This is a genomic window from Adhaeribacter swui (assembly GCF_014217805.1).
GTDB classification, from domain to species: domain Bacteria; phylum Bacteroidota; class Bacteroidia; order Cytophagales; family Hymenobacteraceae; genus Adhaeribacter; species Adhaeribacter swui.
This window is the reverse complement of record NZ_CP055156.1, coordinates 3,516,443-3,535,622: the sequence shown is the minus strand read 5'-3', so window position 1 is coordinate 3,535,622 and position 19,180 is coordinate 3,516,443. Positions and strand designations below refer to the sequence as shown.

The following is a 19,180-nucleotide window of genomic DNA, read 5'->3' as shown; positions in this document are numbered from 1 at the left end:
CTAAGCGAAACAACTAAAAAGAGAATATATGGGCAGATCACAGGAGACTTTCAATAAAAAAGAAAATGAAAAGAAAAAACTTAAAAAGCGGCAGGACAAAGAAGAAAAAAGAGAAGAACGGAAAGCCAACGCCAACAAAGGCCAGGGTTTAGATGCCATGCTGGCTTACGTAGATGAATTTGGTAATTTTTCTTCTACCCCGCCCGATCCGAAACAAAAAGTAGAAATTCCGTTAGAAGAAATCCGGATTGGTACCCCTAAACAAGAGGATATTCCGGTAGATACTACCCACACCGGCGTTGTTACTAATTTTAATCAATCAAAAGGATACGGGTTTATTAAAGACCAGCAAACGCAGGAAAGTGTTTTCGTGCACGTGAACAGCCTGTTAGAACCCGTAAAAGAAAATGCCTTGGTAACTTTTGAAGTAGAAAAAACGCCAAAAGGATTAACCGCCGTAAACGTAAAATTAGCAAAAAAATAACCAGGTAAATGGCAGTAAAACTTTCTGCGCGAAAGTTTTACCACCCCCATTCCCCTAAATTAAGCTTTATTCCGGATTAAACGCGTCAGGCGAATTCCCAGTACTACTACAGCCGCCGGAATAGCTAAGGCCGACATTATTTTTATTGGATCCATGATGTTTCGGTTTTTTCTATTCTCCTACGCGAAAGCTTTTGGTTTAGGTTCGGTTTACTTTGCAATTAGCCTTAAATGGCCCGTATGTAATTTTTAATTTTTTAAAAATCTGGCTTGTAATTACCGGATAATGGCATTATCGGGGTAAGTTTTTTATGTTTGCGCTTTTTAAAATTTAATTGATTGGCCGCACTTCCCGTAATTTCCCCCGCAATTCAGCCCAAGCTTCAAACTCTTATTGCTGCTCCTTTGCCTTTTAAAAAGTTACAGGTAAAGTACAATTGGCAAAGCCGGGTAGTATTTTTTGATCCGGGTTCTATTTATGCTCGTTTAGCAATCAATCCTTACCAGCGCATACAAACGCATCTGGCTTTTAAAAACATGTTCCCCAATTACCAGAATGGGCAATGTTCGTGCGGTTGCGGTGCAGCGCTGCTCGGCCGCCGAAAACGCTGGGCCACCGACGATTGTTCTCAATTTGCGTTGGCTGTATGGGCGATTATTGACGGGCAGGTAGGCAAGTTTGAGTATTTTGTAGCCAAATACAACGGCCGCAAATGCGCGGTTTGCCGGTCGCGCCGCGATTTAAAAGTAGATCATATTGTACCGGTAAAACACGGGGGCGGGGGTTGCTGGCTCTCAAACTACCAGTTGCTATGCCATAGTTGCCACGTGCAAAAAACCAACAAAGACTTTGGCTGGAAGCAAAAAGATTCTGAAGCACTTTCGGGTTAAAACCTCCGGAGCCAAGCCAAAATTTTTAAAAACATCTAGCGTTTACTTAAACTAGAGTCTAAGAACCACTTTATGCTGGCCGCTACCACAGAGTCGGGTATTTCGTGGCCGCCTTCAAACTCCCGATAATTTACTATTAACCCCTGGCTCTGCAACTGCGGCACAATGCGGCGGCTGCACGAATCTATAAGTAAAATCTGGTCCTGGATGCCGTGGGAAATATACACGGCTGGTTTTCCATTTTGTTCGGGGGCATGGACAAACCCTGGCGAAAAAGCCAGAATATGCGTAAAAAGATCGCCGTTGGCCAAACCCAGAGAAAGGGCGTACGAAGCGCCATCAGAAAAACCGCCTATAGCCACATGCGTTGTATCAATATTGTACCGTTCAAAAGCTAAGGTTAATGCTTCATCAAGAAAAATGGCATCCGCCCCAAAGCGGTTCTGTTGAACTATATCCCAGGTTGCTGCCCGCGCAGCCGGGGCAATTAAAATCATATTATTTTCTTCGGCGTACTTCCGCAGCAGCGACAAACCTTGTGCTGCGTCCCCATCGGCGCCGTGTAATATTACCGCCACGGCAGCCGGGCGGTCCGGTTTATACGATTTCGGGACAAGAACAAAGCCATCTTTCTGGCTATCTAATTGCAGGGGCCTTACTCCGGTAATAAAAAAATCTTTGTTTAAAGTATTATTGGGGCGGGCAGTTAAACGGCCGGTATTGTATTGATGGTGGTAAGATACTGTATTGGTGCCCTCTTTTCTATTCGCGTTTTTAACCGTACAGGCTACCATTAACAATAGTCCGCACCAAGGGATACAAGTCCCGAAAACCAACTTTAGTAAATGTAACAAGTGCTATTAAGGTGTAATTATTTATTTCATAAACTGTTATATACTTACATTCTGAACGTTAAAATTGCCTTTTCGTGTTTTATCCCCCCATAAATGAGCCGGTAGTTCTAAACGGCTTAATGGTAAATAGCTTCTACGAACGCTTTAAATCGGCAAACTTTAAAATGCGTAACAGTTGCTTTTATCTTTGACAGCTTTAGCTTGATTTGGTTTAAACAAATTAGTTAAAAATTTAAAAAAATACCGGTAAGTAGCCTAACCAAGGCTACATACCGGTATTTTTTTTAAATTTTTAGCTTTTAAGCACCTAGCGGGAAGTTAAATACAAAGCCGGTACCGTCGGGGGTAATGCCATCTATCCGCACGTTATTGCTTCGGGAAGCCCGTAAAGCTTCGTCGATGTCGGTTACTTTGTTAACTGGCCGGCCATTTACGTTGGTGATAATGGTGCCTTGCGGAATACCTGCACTTTCAAAAAATCCGCCTTCTTGCAACTCTGTAATAACTACCCCGGAACGCAAGCGGTATTGTTGTTTAATGTTATCCGGAACCGGCGCAAAAGTGGCGCCTAATTTCGTGTTCAGCCCACGGCCCGCATTGGTGCTGGCTACCGCATTTCCTGACTCGGCGCCTTTTAGAGTTACGCTTGCATTATTGGTTTTATTCCCACGCAGGTATACCAGTTCTACTTTATCGCCGGGCCGGTGGCGGGCAATTCTTTCGGAGAACTCAGCCGATGATCCTACTTTCACCCCGTCGATACTCTGAATAATATCCCCTTCTTTTAATCCAGCCGCTGCCGCTCCACTACCCGCTTGTACCCCGGTAATATATACGCCTTTGACCGAAGCCGGATTTATTCCTTTATCGCGGAGCATTTGGTCTTCTACGGCTGGTGCCGGGAAAGATACGCCCAGGTAGCCACGTTTTACTTCGCCGTATTTTCGGAAGTCGCTCACCACTTTCTTTACTAAGTTTACCGGAATGGCAAAACCGTACCCCGCGTAACTGCCCGTTTGCGAAGCAATAGCCGCGTTTATTCCGATTAACTGGCCGGAGGCATTTACCAGCGCTCCCCCGCTGTTACCGGGGTTAATGGCCGCATCCGTTTGAATAAACGACTCAATGGCCGTGCCAGCCGCTTGCCGCGACCGGTCACTGTAATTGTCCCGGCTGGGTTGATCCAAAATGCCAATGCTGCGGCCTTTGGCGCTCACAATACCGGCGGTAACCGTAGAATTTAACGAAAGCGGATACCCAACGGCCAAAACCCACTCGCCTACCTGCACATTATCCGAGTTGCCCAGCTCCACAATAGGTAAATTTGTACCTTCTACTTTAACCAAAGCCAAGTCGGTGCTGGGGTCGCGGCCAATTAATTTGCCTTTAAACGAGCGTTTATCGGGTAAAATTACTTCTATTTGCGACGCATTTTCGATAACGTGGTTGTTGGTAACAATATACCCATCGGGGGTAATTAACACCCCGGAACCGGAAGCCATCGCCTGCCGCCCGGATTGCGGCATCCCGAATAACTCTTCCAAGGGGCTGGTAGACTGGCTACCCGCGTACGTAGTTTTAATATGTACCACCGCGGGAGTTACCGTACTGGAAGCGGCTACAAAATCCGGGTTATTGGCCGAAGAATTAAGAACCGCCCGCTCGCTCACCAAATTAATAGGAGCCGGATCGGCCTGGTAGTAATAGTTACTTTGTTGATTATCGAATCGTTTATCAATAAACCGATAACCAGCTATTGCCATAACTGCTGAAATCAGGGCAATTAGTACAACAGAGAATCCTTTTTTCATAGCGGTTTTATGTATTTAAATAGTAGTTGCTCCCTGGTTTTACTCTTGGAAACGTGTTTTTTTAACGCTGCAAAAATAATAACTGGAGCTAAATTTTTTATTATTAAACCTTATTTACCGAAATCTTGACCGGTAAGCTGATTTTTTTACAACTTTCAATATTTAACTGGGCCGTAGCAGATACCGTAAAACCAAAATGGGTAAAGCAGTAAGACGGGGCATTTATTTAAAAATTCATAATCTGGTAGCCAGCATAACAACCAATATGCCTGGCATTACCAGCACCCGGAACATTCTTTTTTAAATATTTTTATTTTCTAATTCTATTTTGCTGCTACTTGCTTTGCTGCTTACTATTTGGATAAATGGGTTACTTACCTCTTTAGGGTACTGCGCTACTAAAAAAAAGTTTATCTATTTCGCTTAATTTTATGGCAGCCAGGCACTCTTCTGTAATTTAAAACAAGCGGCACCCCCCGTAGCTTTTATGGAGATATTACCGAGTTCCGCCTGTCCTAAACAAAAAAGGAATTTGTACCTCAAATTAGTAAATATTATTTAGCCTTTATTTACAAAAGGGTTATAAACTAGAAGGTTACTGATTTGGCACAGAATCAGGACAAATCTCATAAACCTGCGGGTAGTTCTTGCCGGATTAAACTTTCAGAATTAATGCAGTACCGGAGTCCGGTGGGTTCCGGGCCATCCGGAAAAACATGCCCTAAATGACCACCGCACACATTACAACGCACTTCTATGCGGTGCATATTGTAACTATCGTCGAACAAATAACGCAAAGCGCTTTTGCTTACCGGTTGCTTAAAACTGGGCCATCCCGAAATGGCGTGGTATTTATCGGTAGAGTTAAATAAAATGCTGTGGCAACCCGCACAAGCGTATACGCCGGGGGCATAGGTGCGGCAATACGCATTGCGGTAAGGTGGCTCGGTGGCTTGCTCTCTTAAAACTCGGAATTGCGCCGGAGTTAGTTGTTGCCGCCATTCCTCCTCGGTTTTTTCTACGCGTTGCGGCGGTTCCGGATTACTGTATTTGGCATATTTCAGCACGTCTATCCAGCGGAGCATGGTCAAAATTTAAAAATTTTAAAAAATACAAAATACGGGTTACTGTACAGGTCCGTACCCGTTATGGTTAAAGCAGCTCTGCACGCAGGTGGATTTAATTTAAAAACGCGCATCAATAAAATTTTTAAAATTCTTCTGTTTTAGATGGCATCAACTTTTAAACTGCTTATTGCTTGGTCCTGTTGGATTTAGTCCAACGCCATGCATTAGGAGTATTCTGCTACCGGTACCAACCCAACCTGCTACCAGAATTTTCGTTTAGCATTTTTTACAGATGAATGCAAAACACATTAATTTAAACCGGATAAATAAAATTTTATTGTCGGTGTTTCTGGTAGGGTTGCTGCTTTACCTGGCAAAAACGTTTCTTATTCCTTTGGCTATTGCCACTTTCTTTGCCATGTTGTTGTACCCGGTGGCGCAAAAACTACAGCACCATGGTTTAAAAAAGCCCTTGGCGGCTACCCTGGCTATTTTATTATTATTGGCCAGCATTACCTTGGTAAGCATCATTATTTACTACACCTTAGCGGACTTGCAAAAAGATTTACCCGCAATAGAAGAAAAAGTAAAAGAAAAGACTGAGCATTTGCAGTGGCTGCTTTCCCGTACCACCGATATTTCTAAATACGAACAGGAAGTTATTATTAAACAGGAAAAACCCAGTATTTTAAAAGCCATTTACAAAACAATTAAAAATTTTCTGGTAGATAGCCTGTACCTGTTTCTGGCAATATTTATTGTTTTAACTTATACTTTCTTTTTGCTGGTGTACCGCCACAGAATTCATGATTTTTTTATTAAAATCAACTGGTTTCATAACCGGGATGAGTCGCGGGAAGTACTTTACCGGATTACCCACGTAGTGCACGATTACCTGAAAGGCACCCTTACCGTTATTTCTATTCTGGCGGTAGTATATGCGTTAGGCTTTTGGACTATTGGGCTGGACCACGCTCTTTTATTTGCTTTAGTTACGGCTTTGCTGCGCCTGGTGCCTTATTTTGGTTCTTTCTTAGGCATTGCATTCCCGATTGGTTTTGCTTTTCTCACCCAGGAATCTGTTTTAACTCCCGTGCTGGTTCTATTATATTTTATGATTACCCAACTGCTGGAGGCTAATTTATTAACGCCCTACATTACCGGGTCGCGGGTAAAACTAAATCCGTTGGCTACTATTCTGGCTATTTTGCTGGGTAATTTAATCTGGGGCGTACCCGGCATGATTTTGTTCGTGCCTTTTTTTGCCATTCTTAAAGTAATTTGCGACGAAATACCTGCATTGCACCCCTACGGGTATTTATTAGGCACGGAAGAGGAGAAAATAACATGAACCGGTTTTTATCGCGACAAACCACCTTGGAAGTTATTCAACAGATTCGGGAAGGTTCTTTTGCTTCCCGTTACGACTACGAAAAACATCGGCTCGCCCTTCTGGATTCGCAGCAAAACGAGCTGGTTTATTTGCGGTTGCCTGTAACAATACCGCCCCTGAGCCAGAATTTGCACGTACCGGAAAAGCCGGTGCATTACATTATGTTGCTCATTCAATCGGGTAATTGCGCCATGGGGTATTTCGAGAACGGCATAAATTTAAACCACAAAGTATTTCGGGCTTATATGGTCCGGCAAAAGCAAGGCACCAGCCAGGTAAAATATTTAAAAACCAAAGGAAAGTCCCGGGCTGGCTCTCGGGTGCGGCTCGCCGAAACCAACGAATTCTTCGAAAACATTAACGAACGCCTGCAGGAATACTTTGCCCAACACGAAGTACACCGCATTGCCCTGAGCTGCTCTAAAATTTTAATTCCGTATTTATTTAATTCTAAAGTAGCCACGCCCTTTGATAAACGAGACGAGCGCATTTTTAAAATTCCGAAACACGTACCCACGCCCATTTACGAAGTAATGCAGGATACGCATCAGTTTTTGTTGAAAGGCGAATTAATTTACGAAGCAACCCAGCAACCTTTAATAAATCAATTACTAGGAACAACACCCCTCGCTTTCGATGAATCATCTGCTTAATGAGCAAATTCCGGAAGTTGTAGAAATAAAAATTTTTAAAATTTCCCGGCAAACTACTTTGGTTTCTTGTATTTTAGGTGGCTCAACTTGTTGCTTTTCCTTTTACACATGAACCAAAACTTGCCGCGTAACGCCAGCTACAAAACCGTTGAAGAATTTTTAGCTAATAAATCGGCGCACACCAAAGAGCTGTATTATCATTTTATTCAAGAGTATTTATTTTTAGCCGACATACAGGTACGCCCGGCTAAAACCATGATTGGTATTGCCACGCCCCGAAAACGCATTGCCTATATTACGCAACTAGGCCGCAATTTTATTCACGTGTATTTTCCTTTCGAAAAGCCCTACCCCGATAACTTGTGTTTCCAGAAAATTGCCCAGGTACCCGGCAACCAAAAACAGTTTAATCATCATTTGCGCTTGTACGCTACCGAAGATTTAAACGAGGAAGTAAAACACTATATGTTGCTGGCTTACCAGTTGGGAATTTAAAATTTAGCCTTACTTTGCCTTTATATCGGGGTGGGCATTATTGGGTAATTTTACTTTGGAGCAGCCTGTATACTTACTTGAGCCAGCGTTTATTTTCATTTATTTTTCCTTCAGAAATAATCTTAACTTTTTTACAATTACCTTGATAAATATATTTATAATTATCCTGGAATAACGTTCCTGATTTTCTTACTCCTTCAAATTCATACTTCTATCATGATGCATTATCTAAACAAATTATGGTGCGCTGGCCTCTTAACTGTAACCCTGCTGTCGACGGGTTTGGCGCAAACCAAAACAACGGGGAAGGCGGCTTTAAACCAGGTTAAAACGGCTAATGGTGTACTCGAAGGCACCACCGAAAAAAGCGGGATTTTGGCTTTTAAAGGCATCCCGTTTGCGGCACCGCCGGTTGGTGAATTCCGTTGGCGCGAACCACAACCCGTGAAAAACTGGTCGGGCGTGCGGCCGTCCAAGCAATTTGGCCCACGGGCCATGCAATTGCCCATTTTCGGCGATATGAATTTCCGCTCGAACGGCGTAAGCGAAGATTGTTTGTACTTAAACGTTTGGACTCCGGCTAAAACGGGTAAAGAGCGCCTGCCGGTGCTGGTGTATTTCTACGGCGGTGGCTTTGTAGCCGGTGACGGCTCCGAACCGCGTTACGACGGTGAAAGCATGGCCCAGCGGGGTATTGTAGCCATTACGGTTAATTACCGCCTCGGCGTGTTTGGCTTTATGGCTCACCCGGAATTAACCAAAGAATCGCCGAACAAAGCATCGGGCAACTACGGCCTCCTGGACCAAAGTGCGGCTTTGCAGTGGGTTAAGAAAAACATTGCGGCCTTTGGCGGCGACCCCAATAAAATTACCATTGCCGGCGAATCGGCGGGTTCATATTCGGTAAGCGCCCAAATGGCCTCCCCTTTATCTAAAAACTTAATTGCCGGCGCTATTGGAGAAAGCGGTTCTTTACTATCCTTGCGGCCACCTACTACCTTAGCCGAAGCCGAAAAAACCGGCGAAACCTTCGGCAGTAGCGTTGGCGCTACCTCTTTGGCCGCTTTACGCGCCATGCCGGCACAGCAACTTTTAGAAGCCACCGGCAAACCCGGCGTGCCGCGCTTTCCGGTGGTAGTAGATGGTTATTTCTTCCCGAAATCTCCAACTCAAATTTTTATGGCCGGTGAACAAGCTAAAGTTCCTTTACTAGCCGGCTGGAACTCCGAAGAATCAGGTTACCGGGGCATCTTGGGTCAGGAAGCACCTACTCCGGAGAATTACGCGAAAGGTGTACAAAAACTGTACGGCGACCAGGCCAACGAAATTTTAAAAGTTTACCCGGCCACCACCGAAGAAGAAGTTATTCAAGCTGCAACGGCCTTAGCCAGCGACCGGTTTATTGGGTACGGCACCTGGAAGTGGATTGACGTGCACGCGCAAACCGGCAACAAACCAGTATATCGTTATTTTTACCTACGTCCGCGTCCCGAAATGACTCCCGAAATGGGTAATGCCGTAGCCGGACTCGCCGGAGGAGTTATTAAAAACCCGGATGCTGCCGCTAAAAAAGCAGCCCCTGCCCGGGGTGCCTCCCACTCCGCCGAAATTGAATACGCTATGGGTAATTTAGCCACAAACAAAGTGTACGCCTGGCAACCCGAAGATTATAAAGTATCAGAAACCTTACAAAGCTATTTTGCTGACTTTATAAAAACCGGCAACCCCAACGGCAACGGTTTACCCAAATGGCCAGCGCTCACCTCGGGCAAACCTGCCCCGGTAATGTATATTGATGTAAATACCCGCCTCGAAACCGACAAAACCCGGGAACGCTACCTGATTCTGGAAAAAGTACCGGCTAAATAAATTCGAATTTTAATAAAGAATCTGTTTAGCATTTTAAAATGTAATAATTAAAGGTACCAGCTAGAAGCATTTAGAAGTAGTATTTTGTAGAGCTATCCCGTTTTGGTGGTGCAGACACCCCCAAAGGCGAAGGTTGCCTCTGACTTTTATAAATACGAAACAGCTTCAAATAAAAAAGGTAGCTCCTGATAATTCGGGAGCTACCTTTTTTATTTGTACTTGCCACTTTCTAGTATCTCGCGCAGTTTCATAAAGCTATTATATGGCCCCGCCGCAATAGTGGCATTTACCAACCAGGCCGGAATTGCTCCCCCGGGGTTAACCCGAAAAATGTAGGTTACTTTAATTTTATTCTCCGGCAAAGGTAAAATATCCCAACTGGCGGCGGAGTAAGGTACCCGCACAAAGCCTTTAGTTTCCGGCAAATAATCTTTTAAACTATGGATCTCTATCGTAACCCGGCCGTTTTTATCCATTGGATGAATGGTATTTTCGGCCACTAAATCCCGGTCGGTAACTGGCCAGGGCATATCCGATTCGGTGTGGTAAATAAAGTTATAGTCCGATTTCTTTTTTAAAATACTAGCCTTTTTAACACCATACACCCAGTCCGAGTGATGAGGCACATCTTTTATTATCCGGATAAGCTGTGCTGGGGTACCGGGCAACGCACATTCTACCTTAATTTCTTTAAACGACGCATCCGCCACTTTCCGGCTATATACTGCTATTCCGTTTTCATTTCGGCGCAGTTCCCACGCATCCTGGCCTAAACAAAAACTTAATTTAAATAGACAAACCCATATAAAAACCAGAAGCCGCATGCCGTAATCTTACTTAAATTTTAAAAATTATTAATTATAAGCTTGTACAAGATAACTATAAAATACAAGCACGGCCTTTCTCCTCATAAGCTTTACAAAAAAATTAAAATAAAAGCGCCTCCCTCTGATCAGAAGGAGGCGCTTTTACAAAAACTTATACTTATAATAGCTTAAGCAGAAATAGATTCGGCCAGTACAATAATGCGGTTGTTCAATACCTCTACTACACCACCATCAACCTGAAAAAACTGGGGACCGGCTGCGGTTGTTATTCGAATCTCGCCATTTTCCAAGGTGCTGATAATGGGCGCATGATTATTAAGTACCTCAAAAGAGCCCAGAGTACCCGGGAATTTGGCACCAGCCACTTCACCTTCAAATACCTTCTGGTCAGGGGTAATAATTTCTAGATACATGTTTGTGAGTTATGAGTTTAAAGTTATGAGTTATGAGTTTTAAAGATATTGCACTCTGAACCCTTCACTCATAACTTTTAACTAAATAATTATTTTGCTTCTGCTATTAATTTTTCACCTTTAGCAATGGCATCCTCAATGGTACCAACCAGGTTGAAAGCCACTTCTGGTAAATGATCCAGCTCGCCGTCCATGATCATATTAAAGCCTCGGATGGTATCTTTAATATCAACCAATACTCCTTTTAAACCGGTAAACTGCTCAGCTACGAAGAATGGCTGCGACAAGAAACGCTGTACGCGGCGAGCCCGGTGTACTACCAGTTTATCTTCTTCTGATAATTCATCGATACCCAAGATGGCAATAATATCTTGCAACTCATTATAGCGCTGTAAAATTTCTTTTACGCGTTGAGCAGTGTTATAGTGTTCGTCGCCAATAATTTCAGCCGACAAAATCCGGGAAACAGAATCCAGCGGGTCTACGGCCGGATAAATACCCAAAGAAGCGATTTTACGGGAAAGCGTGGTAGTAGCATCCAAGTGGGCAAAAGTAGTTGCCGGAGCCGGGTCAGTTAAGTCGTCGGCAGGTACATAAACCGCCTGTACAGAAGTAATAGATCCCCGTTTGGTAGAGGTAATCCGTTCCTGCATGGCCCCCATTTCGGTTGCTAAAGTAGGCTGGTAACCTACCGCCGAAGGCATCCGGCCTAAAAGCGCCGATACTTCGGCACCCGCTTGGGTAAACCGGAAAATGTTATCAATAAAGAAAAGAATATCGCGGCCTGCTCCGGAACCATCGCCATCGCGGAAACTTTCGGCAACCGTTAAACCCGATAAAGCTACGCGGGCGCGGGCTCCTGGCGGTTCGTTCATCTGACCGAAAATTAAGGTTGCTTTCGAATCTTTTAAGGCTTCCTGATCTACTTTCGATAAATCCCAGCCACCTTCTTCCATGGAGTGCTTAAATTCTTTACCGTAAGAAATTACGTCTGATTCTAAGAACTCGCGTAATAAGTCGTTTCCTTCGCGGGTACGCTCACCTACTCCGGCAAACACCGATAAACCGTTATAAGCTTTGGCAATGTTGTTTACCAGCTCCATAATTAATACGGTTTTACCTACCCCGGCACCACCAAATAAACCAATCTTACCCCCTTTTACGTAAGGCGCGATCAAGTCAATAACTTTAATACCGGTATATAATACTTCCGAAGAAGTAGCTAATTCTTCAAAGCGGGGAGCGCTCCGGTGAATAGATAAACCCCCATCGTTGTCTGGCTGGGCAATACCGTCGATTGCTTCGCCTACCACGTTAAATAAGCGGCCTTTAATTCCGTCGCCGGTCGGCATTTTAATAGGAGAACCCATGTCAATTACTTCGGCTCCGCGGGTTAAACCTTCGGTAGAGTCCATAGCAATGGTCCGGATCCGGTCTTCGCCCAAGTGCTGTTGCACTTCGAGCACAATTTTCTGGCCGTTGGCTTTCGTTACCTCCAGCGCGTCCAGGATATTTGGTAATTTAGAGTTTTCACCCGAAAAGCTAACGTCCACTACCGGACCAATAACCTGGGTAATTCTGCCAATATTTGCCATTTAGTTTATATTAAGATAGATAGAATCAGATGAATCTGTTTTCAAGCCGCAAAACTAACGCTTATTTCTCTTAATTCAAATTACTATATTCTAAAAGTTTTGCGGTAAAATTCAGTTTTTTCTAACTGCGCTGCCGGCATAGCCCCTAAAGTATCTGGTTGGCTTACACTTTTTTAAAATTTTAAGCTTTCCGGCAGGTTAAGTTACTGCATTTTGTTTAGCCACTACGCTGTTTTAATTAGTCAGGTAATTTAGCCTGAATCTTTTGCTGTAGCATCTATTTTATAAATTGCTTTAATATAAAAAGATCTAACCGGCATTTTCCGGAATTCAGAATAAATTAAACCGTTTGGATAGTTATTTTTTTAATTTTGCCCGGTATCAAAATTTCTCTTTTTTAAAATTTTTTATGAAAAAGTATCTTATTCTGGTTGTCACGTTTTTATCAGTAGCCAGCGTTCAGGCGCAAAACATTAGAACCGGTTTTAAAATCGGGGGCAATTTAGCTTCGCTCCGGAACACCGGTACCAATAACGATTTTTCTTATAAATTAAAGTTTCACGGTGGTCTGGTTTTTAACTGGGGCTTTTCCGATTTACTTTCTATTCAGCCCGAAGTGGTTTATTCGCAAAAAGGTTTTGAATACAAAAATGCCAGCGTGAGTTCCGAAGGCAAAGTAAACTACATTGATGTACCCTTATTATTAAAGGTAGACACCGGCACCTTGTTTTTTGAAGGCGGGCCGCAACTTTCTTTTTTAACGGCATCTAAACTTAAAAGTGGCGGCACCGAAACCGATACAAAGAACTGGACCAAAAGCACCGCATTTGGCGTAGCCGCCGGAGTTGGGGCGCACGTAGGCACCGGCACGTTTGTAAGCTTGCGTTACCTAACCGATTTATCGGAGCCCTATGCCCGCGTATTAAACAAGCCTACCGAAGCCCGCAACGTAGTTTTCCAACTTTCTTTGGGCTACTTGTTAAGCCGGTAATTACCTGCCTGTTGCTTATCGTTTCTTTATAAATACTTAATCCTGCTTTTTTTAGTAGTAACAAAGCAAGGATTTTTAAAATATCACATTTTTTGAAGTCCGTAAAATAGAAATTTCTAATTTTGCGGCAAATCAAAACCGCAACCCGTGGAACAATCGCTCCCAACTTTCGAGACAGCCAAAAAGCTTGGCTTGCTGGAAGAAGAATTTGAAAAAATTAAATCTATTTTAGGACGGACGCCCAACTTTACCGAGTTAAGTATTTTTTCGGTAATGTGGTCGGAGCACTGTTCTTATAAAAACTCTATTGTTTGGCTTAAAACTTTGCCTAAAACCTCGCCCCGCATGCTGGCCGAAGCCGGCGAAGAAAACGCGGGACTGGTAGATATTGGTAACGGTCTGGCCTGTTCTTTTAAAATTGAATCGCATAATCACCCATCGGCCATTGAACCGTACCAAGGGGCGGCTACCGGCGTAGGTGGCATTAACCGCGATATTTTTACCATGGGAGCCCGGCCTATTGCGCAGCTTAATTCGTTGCGTTTTGGTAACCTGGCCAGTGATAAAACCAAACGGTTGCTGCGCGGCGTAGTAAAAGGCATCGGCGATTACGGCAATGCTTTTGGTATACCAACGGTAGGCGGCGAGTTGTTTTTTGATGATTGCTATAATGTAAACCCATTGGTAAATGCGTTTTCGGCAGGCATCGTGGAAGTTGGCAAAACGGCATCGGCTACCGCGCACGGCGTAGGTAACCCGGTATTTATTATTGGGTCTGCTACCGGTAAAGATGGTATTCATGGGGCTACATTTGCTTCCGAAGACATCAGCGAAGCTTCCGCCGAAAAATTACCTTCGGTACAGGTAGGCGACCCTTTTCAGGAAAAATTATTACTGGAAGCTACACTAGAAGTTTTGGCTACCGGTAAAGTAGTGGGCATGCAGGATATGGGCGCCGCCGGTATTACCTGCTCTACTTCCGAAATGAGCGCCAAAGGCGAAAGCGGCATGGATGTATGGCTCGATAAAGTGCCTACCCGCCAGGCCAACATGCAGCCTTTTGAAATTTTACTTTCCGAGAGCCAGGAACGCATGCTGGTAGTAATGGAAAAAGGCTCCGAAGATTTAATTTACCAGATTTGCGATAAATGGGATTTGTACTGCGAGCAAATAGCTTTAGTTACGGATACCAAACGTTTACGCTATTACCAAAACGGCGAATTAGTAGCCGATGTACCGGCGGAAGATTTAGTACTGGGTGGTGGCGCTCCGGTGTATCACCGCGAGTACCGCGAGCCCGCTTACTTTCAGGAAACTTTTAAATTTAACATTAACCAGGTAACCGAGCCAACCTCGCTGGAGGAGCTTAAACAAATTGCGGAACACCTGGTACAACACCCCAATATCTGTTCGCGCCGCTGGGTATCGCAGCAGTACGACTCCATGGTAGGCACTGCCACCATGACCACCAATGCGCCCAGCGATGCGGCCATTGTAAAAGTAAAAGGCTCGGATAAGGCGATTGCTATTACCGTAGATTGCAACAGCCGTTACGTAAACGCCAACCCCGAAGAAGGCTGCGCCATTGCTGTGGCCGAAGCGGCCCGGAATATTGTGTGCTCCGGCGGCGAACCCTTAGCCATTACCAACTGCTTAAATTTTGGTAATCCCTACGTGCCCGAAGTTTACTGGCAGTTTGTGGGCGCCATTAAAGGTATGAAAAAAGCCTGCGAAAAATTTGGCACTCCGGTTACGGGTGGTAACGTAAGCTTTTACAACCAGTCTTCCGACGAAGGCCCGGTATTCCCGACGCCTACCATTGGTATGTTGGGTTTAGTAGAACAAAAAGAAAACGCTACTACCCTGGCGTTCCAAAAAGCGGGCGATTTAATTTACTTGGTTGGCGAATCCAAAAACGATATTAATTCTTCGGAGTATTTGTATTCGTACCAGAACGTAAAATTATCGCCTGCCCCGGCTTTTGACCTGGACGAAGAATTAAAAGTACAAACCACCGTAAAAGCGCTTATCCAACAAAATTTAGGTCAGTCGGTGCACGACTTATCGGATGGTGGGTTGTATATTGCCTTAGTGGAATCGGCAATGCCAAACGAGCTGGGTTTTGAGGTGCACACCAACGGTGAATTCCGGAAGGATGCATATTTGTTTGGCGAGAGTCAAAGCCGCGTGTTGGTGTCGGTTAGTCCGGAGCAAAAAGAGGCATTTGAAACTTTACTGGCGGAGCAAAATACCGCTTTTGAACACCTGGGTACTGTTCATGCGCAGCTTTGCCGCATTGATGGCGAAACTTTTCATGACATTGCAGAAATTAAAAACCTGTACGACACGGCCTTAGAAAAAATCATGCAATAAGGCTTAATTTTTTTGTTGCAGAAATTTTGAATCTTAATTCTTCCCCGTATATTTGTGCTCCCAATCAGTAATAGAGCGGGAAATTGTCCGATGGTGTAACTGGCAACACGTCTGATTTTGGTTCAGAAGAGTCCAGGTTCGAAACCTGGTCGGACAACAAAAAAAGAAATTAACAATGTGCCACTTTGGATTTTCCGAACGAAGCGCATTGTTAATTTTGTTAATAGCCGGGTTGGAATTAAATAAAAAATAGTGCGTGCACGATTGCGGTTTATCCTGTACTTTTGCCCCTCTTTAACAGACTTTACATTCAACTCATAGTTTTTTAAAATGGCGCAGGTCAAAATCTTTTCGGGTTCGCAATCGGTCCAACTGGCCGAGAAAATTGCCGCCGCCTACGGCACTACGCTGGGGGATATCAGCTTACAAAAGTTTAGCGATGGCGAAATTTCTGCGAGCTTCAACGAATCAGTACGCGGTTGTCACGTTTTCCTGATTCAGTCTACCTTCCCTCCTTCTGATAATTTAATGGAATTAATGCTGATGGTAGATGCCGCTAAGCGGGCATCGGCCACGCAGGTAGCCGTAGTAGTTCCTTATTACGGGTACGCCCGCCAAGACCGGAAAGATAAGCCCCGGGTAGCCATAGGCGCTAAAGTAGTAGCCGATGCCATTCAAGCAGCCGGCGCCGACCGGTTAATGACCTGCGATTTACACGCCGGTCAGATTCAAGGCTTCTTCGATATTCCGGTAGATCATCTGGATGGTTCCGCTATTTTTGTGCCCTACATCAAAAATTTAAATTTAGATAATTTAATTTTTGCTTCGCCGGACGTGGGCGGTTTAGTACGTGCCCGTACTTTTGCGAAGCGTTTCGGCGCGGAATTAGTAGTGTGCGATAAACACCGCGCCCGAGCCAACGAAGTAGCCAGCATGCAAGTTATCGGTAACGTAGAAGGCATGGACGTAATTCTGGTGGATGATATGGTAGATACGGCCGGAACCATTACTTTGGCCGCAAACTTGTTAAAAGAAAAAGGTGCCAATAGCGTGCGAGCCATTGCGACCCACGCGGTTTTATCGGGCCCGGCTTACGAGCGTATTGAAAATTCGGTACTCGAAGAATTAGTTGTTTCCAACACCATACCGTTGCGGCAGGAATCTTCTAAAATTAAAGTTTTATCTTTTGCCGATTTATTTGCCCGGGCCATTAGCAACGTGGTAACCCACGAATCTATCAGCTCGCTGTTTTTGTAGTTGGTTGGAAGGTTAGAAAGTTGAAAGGTTAGAAAGTTAATTTTTTAAATTTTTAACCTTTAACAATAAGTAATTTAAATCTGGGGTCTATCAACAGTAGACTGCGGGCTAAAAATAAACATGGAAAGCCGACCATGATTTTTCGGCTAAAAACAATTATTAAAAATTTTATTAATGAAAACTTTAGAGATTATAGGGTTTAAAAGAGCAAATCTCGGTAAAAAAGATTCAAAGGATCTGCGCGCCGAAGCTAATGTACCGTGTGTATTATACGGTGGCTCGGAGCAAGTAGCTTTTTATTCACCAGCCATTTTATTTCGTGATTTAGTGTACTCTCCCGAAGTACATATCGTGGATTTAAATATTGAAGGTACACACTACCGGGCTGTAATGCAGGACATTCAGTTTCACCCGGTAAACGATATGTTGCTGCATGTTGACTTCCTGGAATTAAGCGAAGACAAAGAAGTTAAAATTGAAGTTCCGGTTCGTTTTGTAGGTGTATCGCCAGGAGTATTAGCCGGGGGTAAACTGGTTTCTAAATTAAGAAAACTTAAAATTAAAGCTTTACCAGCTAACCTGCCTGATTACATTGATGTAGATATCTCCGACTTAGAATTAGGTCGTTCGGTAAAAGTTAATAAAATTCAGGCAGCTAACTATACTATTTTATCTAACCCTGCTTCGCCGGTAGCTACCGTAACTATTCCGCGGGCGCTTAAGCAACAGCAAAACGAGAAATAATTTATTTTATTTTTTTGTACAAAATCCCATCTGTTTTCTACCGGTGGGATTTTTGCTTTTAATAAAGCCCGTAAGCTTTTCCCGAACAAATTACGATACAGGCTTGCTACTTTTTTAAAAATACTCGTTGTTAAAGATTTTTCAAAAATTTAAAAATTACTTGGCCGCTGACTCCCAAAAGGCAGCAGCAGCTACAGACGTACCACGCGAGATGAAATATTTATTAGTTGGTTTAGGAAACATTGGCCCGGAATACGCCAACACCCGGCATAACATTGGTTTTATGGTTCTGGATTACCTGGCTAAAAAACATGGAGCCACTTTTGACACCGGCCGGCATAGCTTTGTAACCGAAATAAAAACCAAAGGCCGGTCTTTTACTTTAGTAAAACCAACTACCTACATGAACTTAAGCGGGAAAGCGGTAAGTCATTGGTTAAATAGTTTAAAAATTCCGGCCAGCCAAATGCTGGTAATCACCGACGATTTAGCTTTACCGTATGGCAAATTGCGCATGCGGGCCAAAGGCTCGGCGGGTGGGCACAATGGCCTCAAGCACATCGAAGAAACCCTGGGTTCGCAGGATTATCCCCGGTTGCGTTTTGGCGTAGATGCCCAATTTGCCAAAGGCCGCCAGGTAGATTACGTACTCAGCCCTTTTACGCCGGATGAGCAAGTGGAACTGCCTGGTTTAATTGAAAAAGCCGCCGAAATGAGCATTTCGTTCGGTACTATTGGCCTGGAACGTACCATGAATTTCTTCAACACCAAATAAATTACGCTAAAATCAGCATAGTTTGAAAGCAAGTGATATGGCTGATTTTTTAAATTCTTAAAAATTTACCGGGGCGGAATGGCTTGCATGTCGCAATTATCGCGGCGCATGTTGTAGGCCAGGTTCACGATTTTCCAGCCTTGCGGGGAGCGGTATAATTGAAACACATCGACCCCGCAGTGGCTAAACTTACCCGCATTAAAGAAAGCATACTCGCACCAATACGAAGCTAAATCGCCATCTACCTGCAACTGGCCGTTCCAGGATCGTTCGTCGAGGGTTTTGGCGGGCTGCGAGGCCAGCATTTTTAAAAACTGCTTACCCGAAGTTTCACGGGTTACCATTTCTCCTTCCGGATTTTTTGCAATTATAATCAGGCGCAGATTAGGCGCCATAACCGACCGGGCTTTTGTACTATCGCCAGCCCACATGCTATCAAATAAGGTTTGCACCACAGCTCCTATTGCCTTTTTATCGGACGCTCCATCTGATTTGAGTTTAGATTGGGCCCGCAGCGGAATAACGGTAAAAAATAGAAACACCAACGTGTACCAATATTTCAACATGCGTACATAAGGCTTAGGAGTGACCATGGCTTTTTGGGGAATGCGGAATTAAATATAAAAAATTGCCCGAAATAATCCGGCTTTACTCTATTGGAATTAAAATCAAACATCAGCCTTTATTGC

At 44.0% G+C, this 19,180-nt stretch carries 18 protein-coding genes and 1 tRNA gene; 12 read left to right on the top strand and 7 right to left on the bottom strand.

What is annotated here, in order from left to right; all coding sequences use genetic code 11:
- The first annotated feature begins 28 nt into the window (after window positions 1–28).
- Window positions 29–484, top strand: a complete 456-nt coding sequence (locus HUW51_RS14930; RefSeq protein ID WP_185270435.1) for a cold-shock protein — start codon at window positions 29–31, stop codon at window positions 482–484.
- 338 nt (window positions 485–822) lie between these two features.
- Window positions 823–1,374 (top strand): HNH endonuclease, encoded by a 552-nt coding sequence (locus tag HUW51_RS24600; protein ID WP_228466657.1) that lies wholly within the window; start codon window positions 823–825, stop codon window positions 1,372–1,374.
- 35 nt (window positions 1,375–1,409) lie between these two features.
- On the opposite strand, the gene HUW51_RS14920 is transcribed toward HUW51_RS24600, so the two are convergent.
- The 3 genes from HUW51_RS14920 to msrB all read right to left on the bottom strand — a co-directional run bounded on the left by HUW51_RS14920 (window position 1,410) and on the right by msrB (window position 5,124).
- Window positions 1,410–2,168: an alpha/beta hydrolase gene (locus tag HUW51_RS14920; protein ID WP_185270434.1), complete on the bottom strand. Its 759-nt coding sequence runs from the start codon at window positions 2,166–2,168 to the stop codon at window positions 1,410–1,412.
- Window positions 2,169–2,527: 359 nt separating this feature from the next.
- Complete coding sequence (locus HUW51_RS14915; protein ID WP_185270433.1) at window positions 2,528–4,039, bottom strand: trypsin-like peptidase domain-containing protein; 1,512 nt, start codon at window positions 4,037–4,039, stop codon at window positions 2,528–2,530.
- A gap of 626 nt (window positions 4,040–4,665) precedes the next feature.
- A complete protein-coding gene (gene msrB, locus HUW51_RS14910; protein ID WP_185270432.1) occupies window positions 4,666–5,124 on the bottom strand; it encodes a peptide-methionine (R)-S-oxide reductase MsrB in 459 nt (152 codons plus the stop codon).
- A gap of 274 nt (window positions 5,125–5,398) precedes the next feature.
- On the opposite strand from msrB, the gene HUW51_RS14905 reads away from it, so the two are divergent.
- The 4 genes from HUW51_RS14905 (at window position 5,399) to HUW51_RS14890 (ending at window position 9,516) form a co-directional block, all read left to right on the top strand.
- Window positions 5,399–6,457 carry an AI-2E family transporter gene (locus tag HUW51_RS14905; RefSeq protein ID WP_185270431.1) on the top strand — a complete coding sequence of 353 codons (1,059 nt, stop codon included), beginning with the start codon at window positions 5,399–5,401 and terminating at the stop codon, window positions 6,455–6,457.
- Window positions 6,454–7,152 carry a hypothetical protein gene (locus HUW51_RS14900; RefSeq protein ID WP_185270430.1) on the top strand — a complete coding sequence of 233 codons (699 nt, stop codon included), beginning with the start codon at window positions 6,454–6,456 and terminating at the stop codon, window positions 7,150–7,152. Before HUW51_RS14905 ends, HUW51_RS14900 begins: the two co-directional genes overlap by 4 nt.
- Window positions 7,153–7,260: 108 nt before the next feature.
- Window positions 7,261–7,647: a DUF5655 domain-containing protein gene (locus HUW51_RS14895; RefSeq protein WP_185270429.1), complete on the top strand. Its 387-nt coding sequence runs from the start codon at window positions 7,261–7,263 to the stop codon at window positions 7,645–7,647.
- Window positions 7,648–7,863: 216 nt separating this feature from the next.
- Window positions 7,864–9,516, top strand: coding sequence for a carboxylesterase/lipase family protein (locus HUW51_RS14890; RefSeq protein ID WP_228466655.1), 1,653 nt, complete (start codon window positions 7,864–7,866; stop codon window positions 9,514–9,516).
- A 209-nt stretch (window positions 9,517–9,725) separates the two neighbouring features.
- Here the strand turns inward: HUW51_RS14890 and HUW51_RS14885 are convergent, their stop codons facing one another.
- From HUW51_RS14885 to atpD, 3 genes are all read right to left on the bottom strand, one after another.
- Window positions 9,726–10,340: an START domain-containing protein gene (locus HUW51_RS14885; RefSeq protein WP_185270428.1), complete on the bottom strand. Its 615-nt coding sequence runs from the start codon at window positions 10,338–10,340 to the stop codon at window positions 9,726–9,728.
- A gap of 170 nt (window positions 10,341–10,510) precedes the next feature.
- A complete protein-coding gene (atpC, locus tag HUW51_RS14880; RefSeq protein ID WP_185270427.1) occupies window positions 10,511–10,756 on the bottom strand; it encodes an ATP synthase F1 subunit epsilon in 246 nt (81 codons plus the stop codon).
- An 89-nt stretch (window positions 10,757–10,845) separates the two neighbouring features.
- The gene (gene atpD, locus HUW51_RS14875; RefSeq protein WP_185270426.1) at window positions 10,846–12,351 is read right to left on the bottom strand and encodes a F0F1 ATP synthase subunit beta; all 1,506 of its coding nucleotides are present in this window, start codon (window positions 12,349–12,351) and stop codon (window positions 10,846–10,848) included.
- 409 nt (window positions 12,352–12,760) lie between these two features.
- Here atpD and HUW51_RS14870 point away from each other — a divergent pair, with 409 nt between their 5' ends.
- The 6 genes from HUW51_RS14870 (at window position 12,761) to pth (ending at window position 18,491) form a co-directional block, all read left to right on the top strand.
- Entirely contained in the window at window positions 12,761–13,342 is a 582-nt protein-coding gene (locus HUW51_RS14870; RefSeq protein ID WP_185270425.1) for a porin family protein, read from the top strand.
- Between the two features lie 147 nt (window positions 13,343–13,489).
- On the top strand, window positions 13,490–15,715 hold the full coding sequence (purL, locus tag HUW51_RS14865) for a phosphoribosylformylglycinamidine synthase subunit PurL (RefSeq protein WP_185270424.1): 2,226 nt from the start codon (window positions 13,490–13,492) through the stop codon (window positions 15,713–15,715).
- Between the two features lie 84 nt (window positions 15,716–15,799).
- Window positions 15,800–15,872, top strand: a tRNA-Gln gene (locus HUW51_RS14860).
- A gap of 173 nt (window positions 15,873–16,045) precedes the next feature.
- The gene (locus HUW51_RS14855) at window positions 16,046–16,972 is read left to right on the top strand and encodes a ribose-phosphate pyrophosphokinase (RefSeq protein ID WP_185270423.1); all 927 of its coding nucleotides are present in this window, start codon (window positions 16,046–16,048) and stop codon (window positions 16,970–16,972) included.
- A gap of 174 nt (window positions 16,973–17,146) precedes the next feature.
- Entirely contained in the window at window positions 17,147–17,716 is a 570-nt protein-coding gene (locus HUW51_RS14850) for a 50S ribosomal protein L25/general stress protein Ctc (protein ID WP_185270422.1), read from the top strand.
- 211 nt (window positions 17,717–17,927) lie between these two features.
- Window positions 17,928–18,491 (top strand): aminoacyl-tRNA hydrolase, encoded by a 564-nt coding sequence (gene pth, locus HUW51_RS14845; protein ID WP_185270421.1) that lies wholly within the window; start codon window positions 17,928–17,930, stop codon window positions 18,489–18,491.
- 65 nt (window positions 18,492–18,556) lie between these two features.
- Here the strand turns inward: pth and HUW51_RS14840 are convergent, their stop codons facing one another.
- The gene (locus tag HUW51_RS14840; RefSeq protein ID WP_228466652.1) at window positions 18,557–19,057 is read right to left on the bottom strand and encodes a nuclear transport factor 2 family protein; all 501 of its coding nucleotides are present in this window, start codon (window positions 19,055–19,057) and stop codon (window positions 18,557–18,559) included.
- Between the last annotated feature and the right edge of the window lie 123 nt (window positions 19,058–19,180).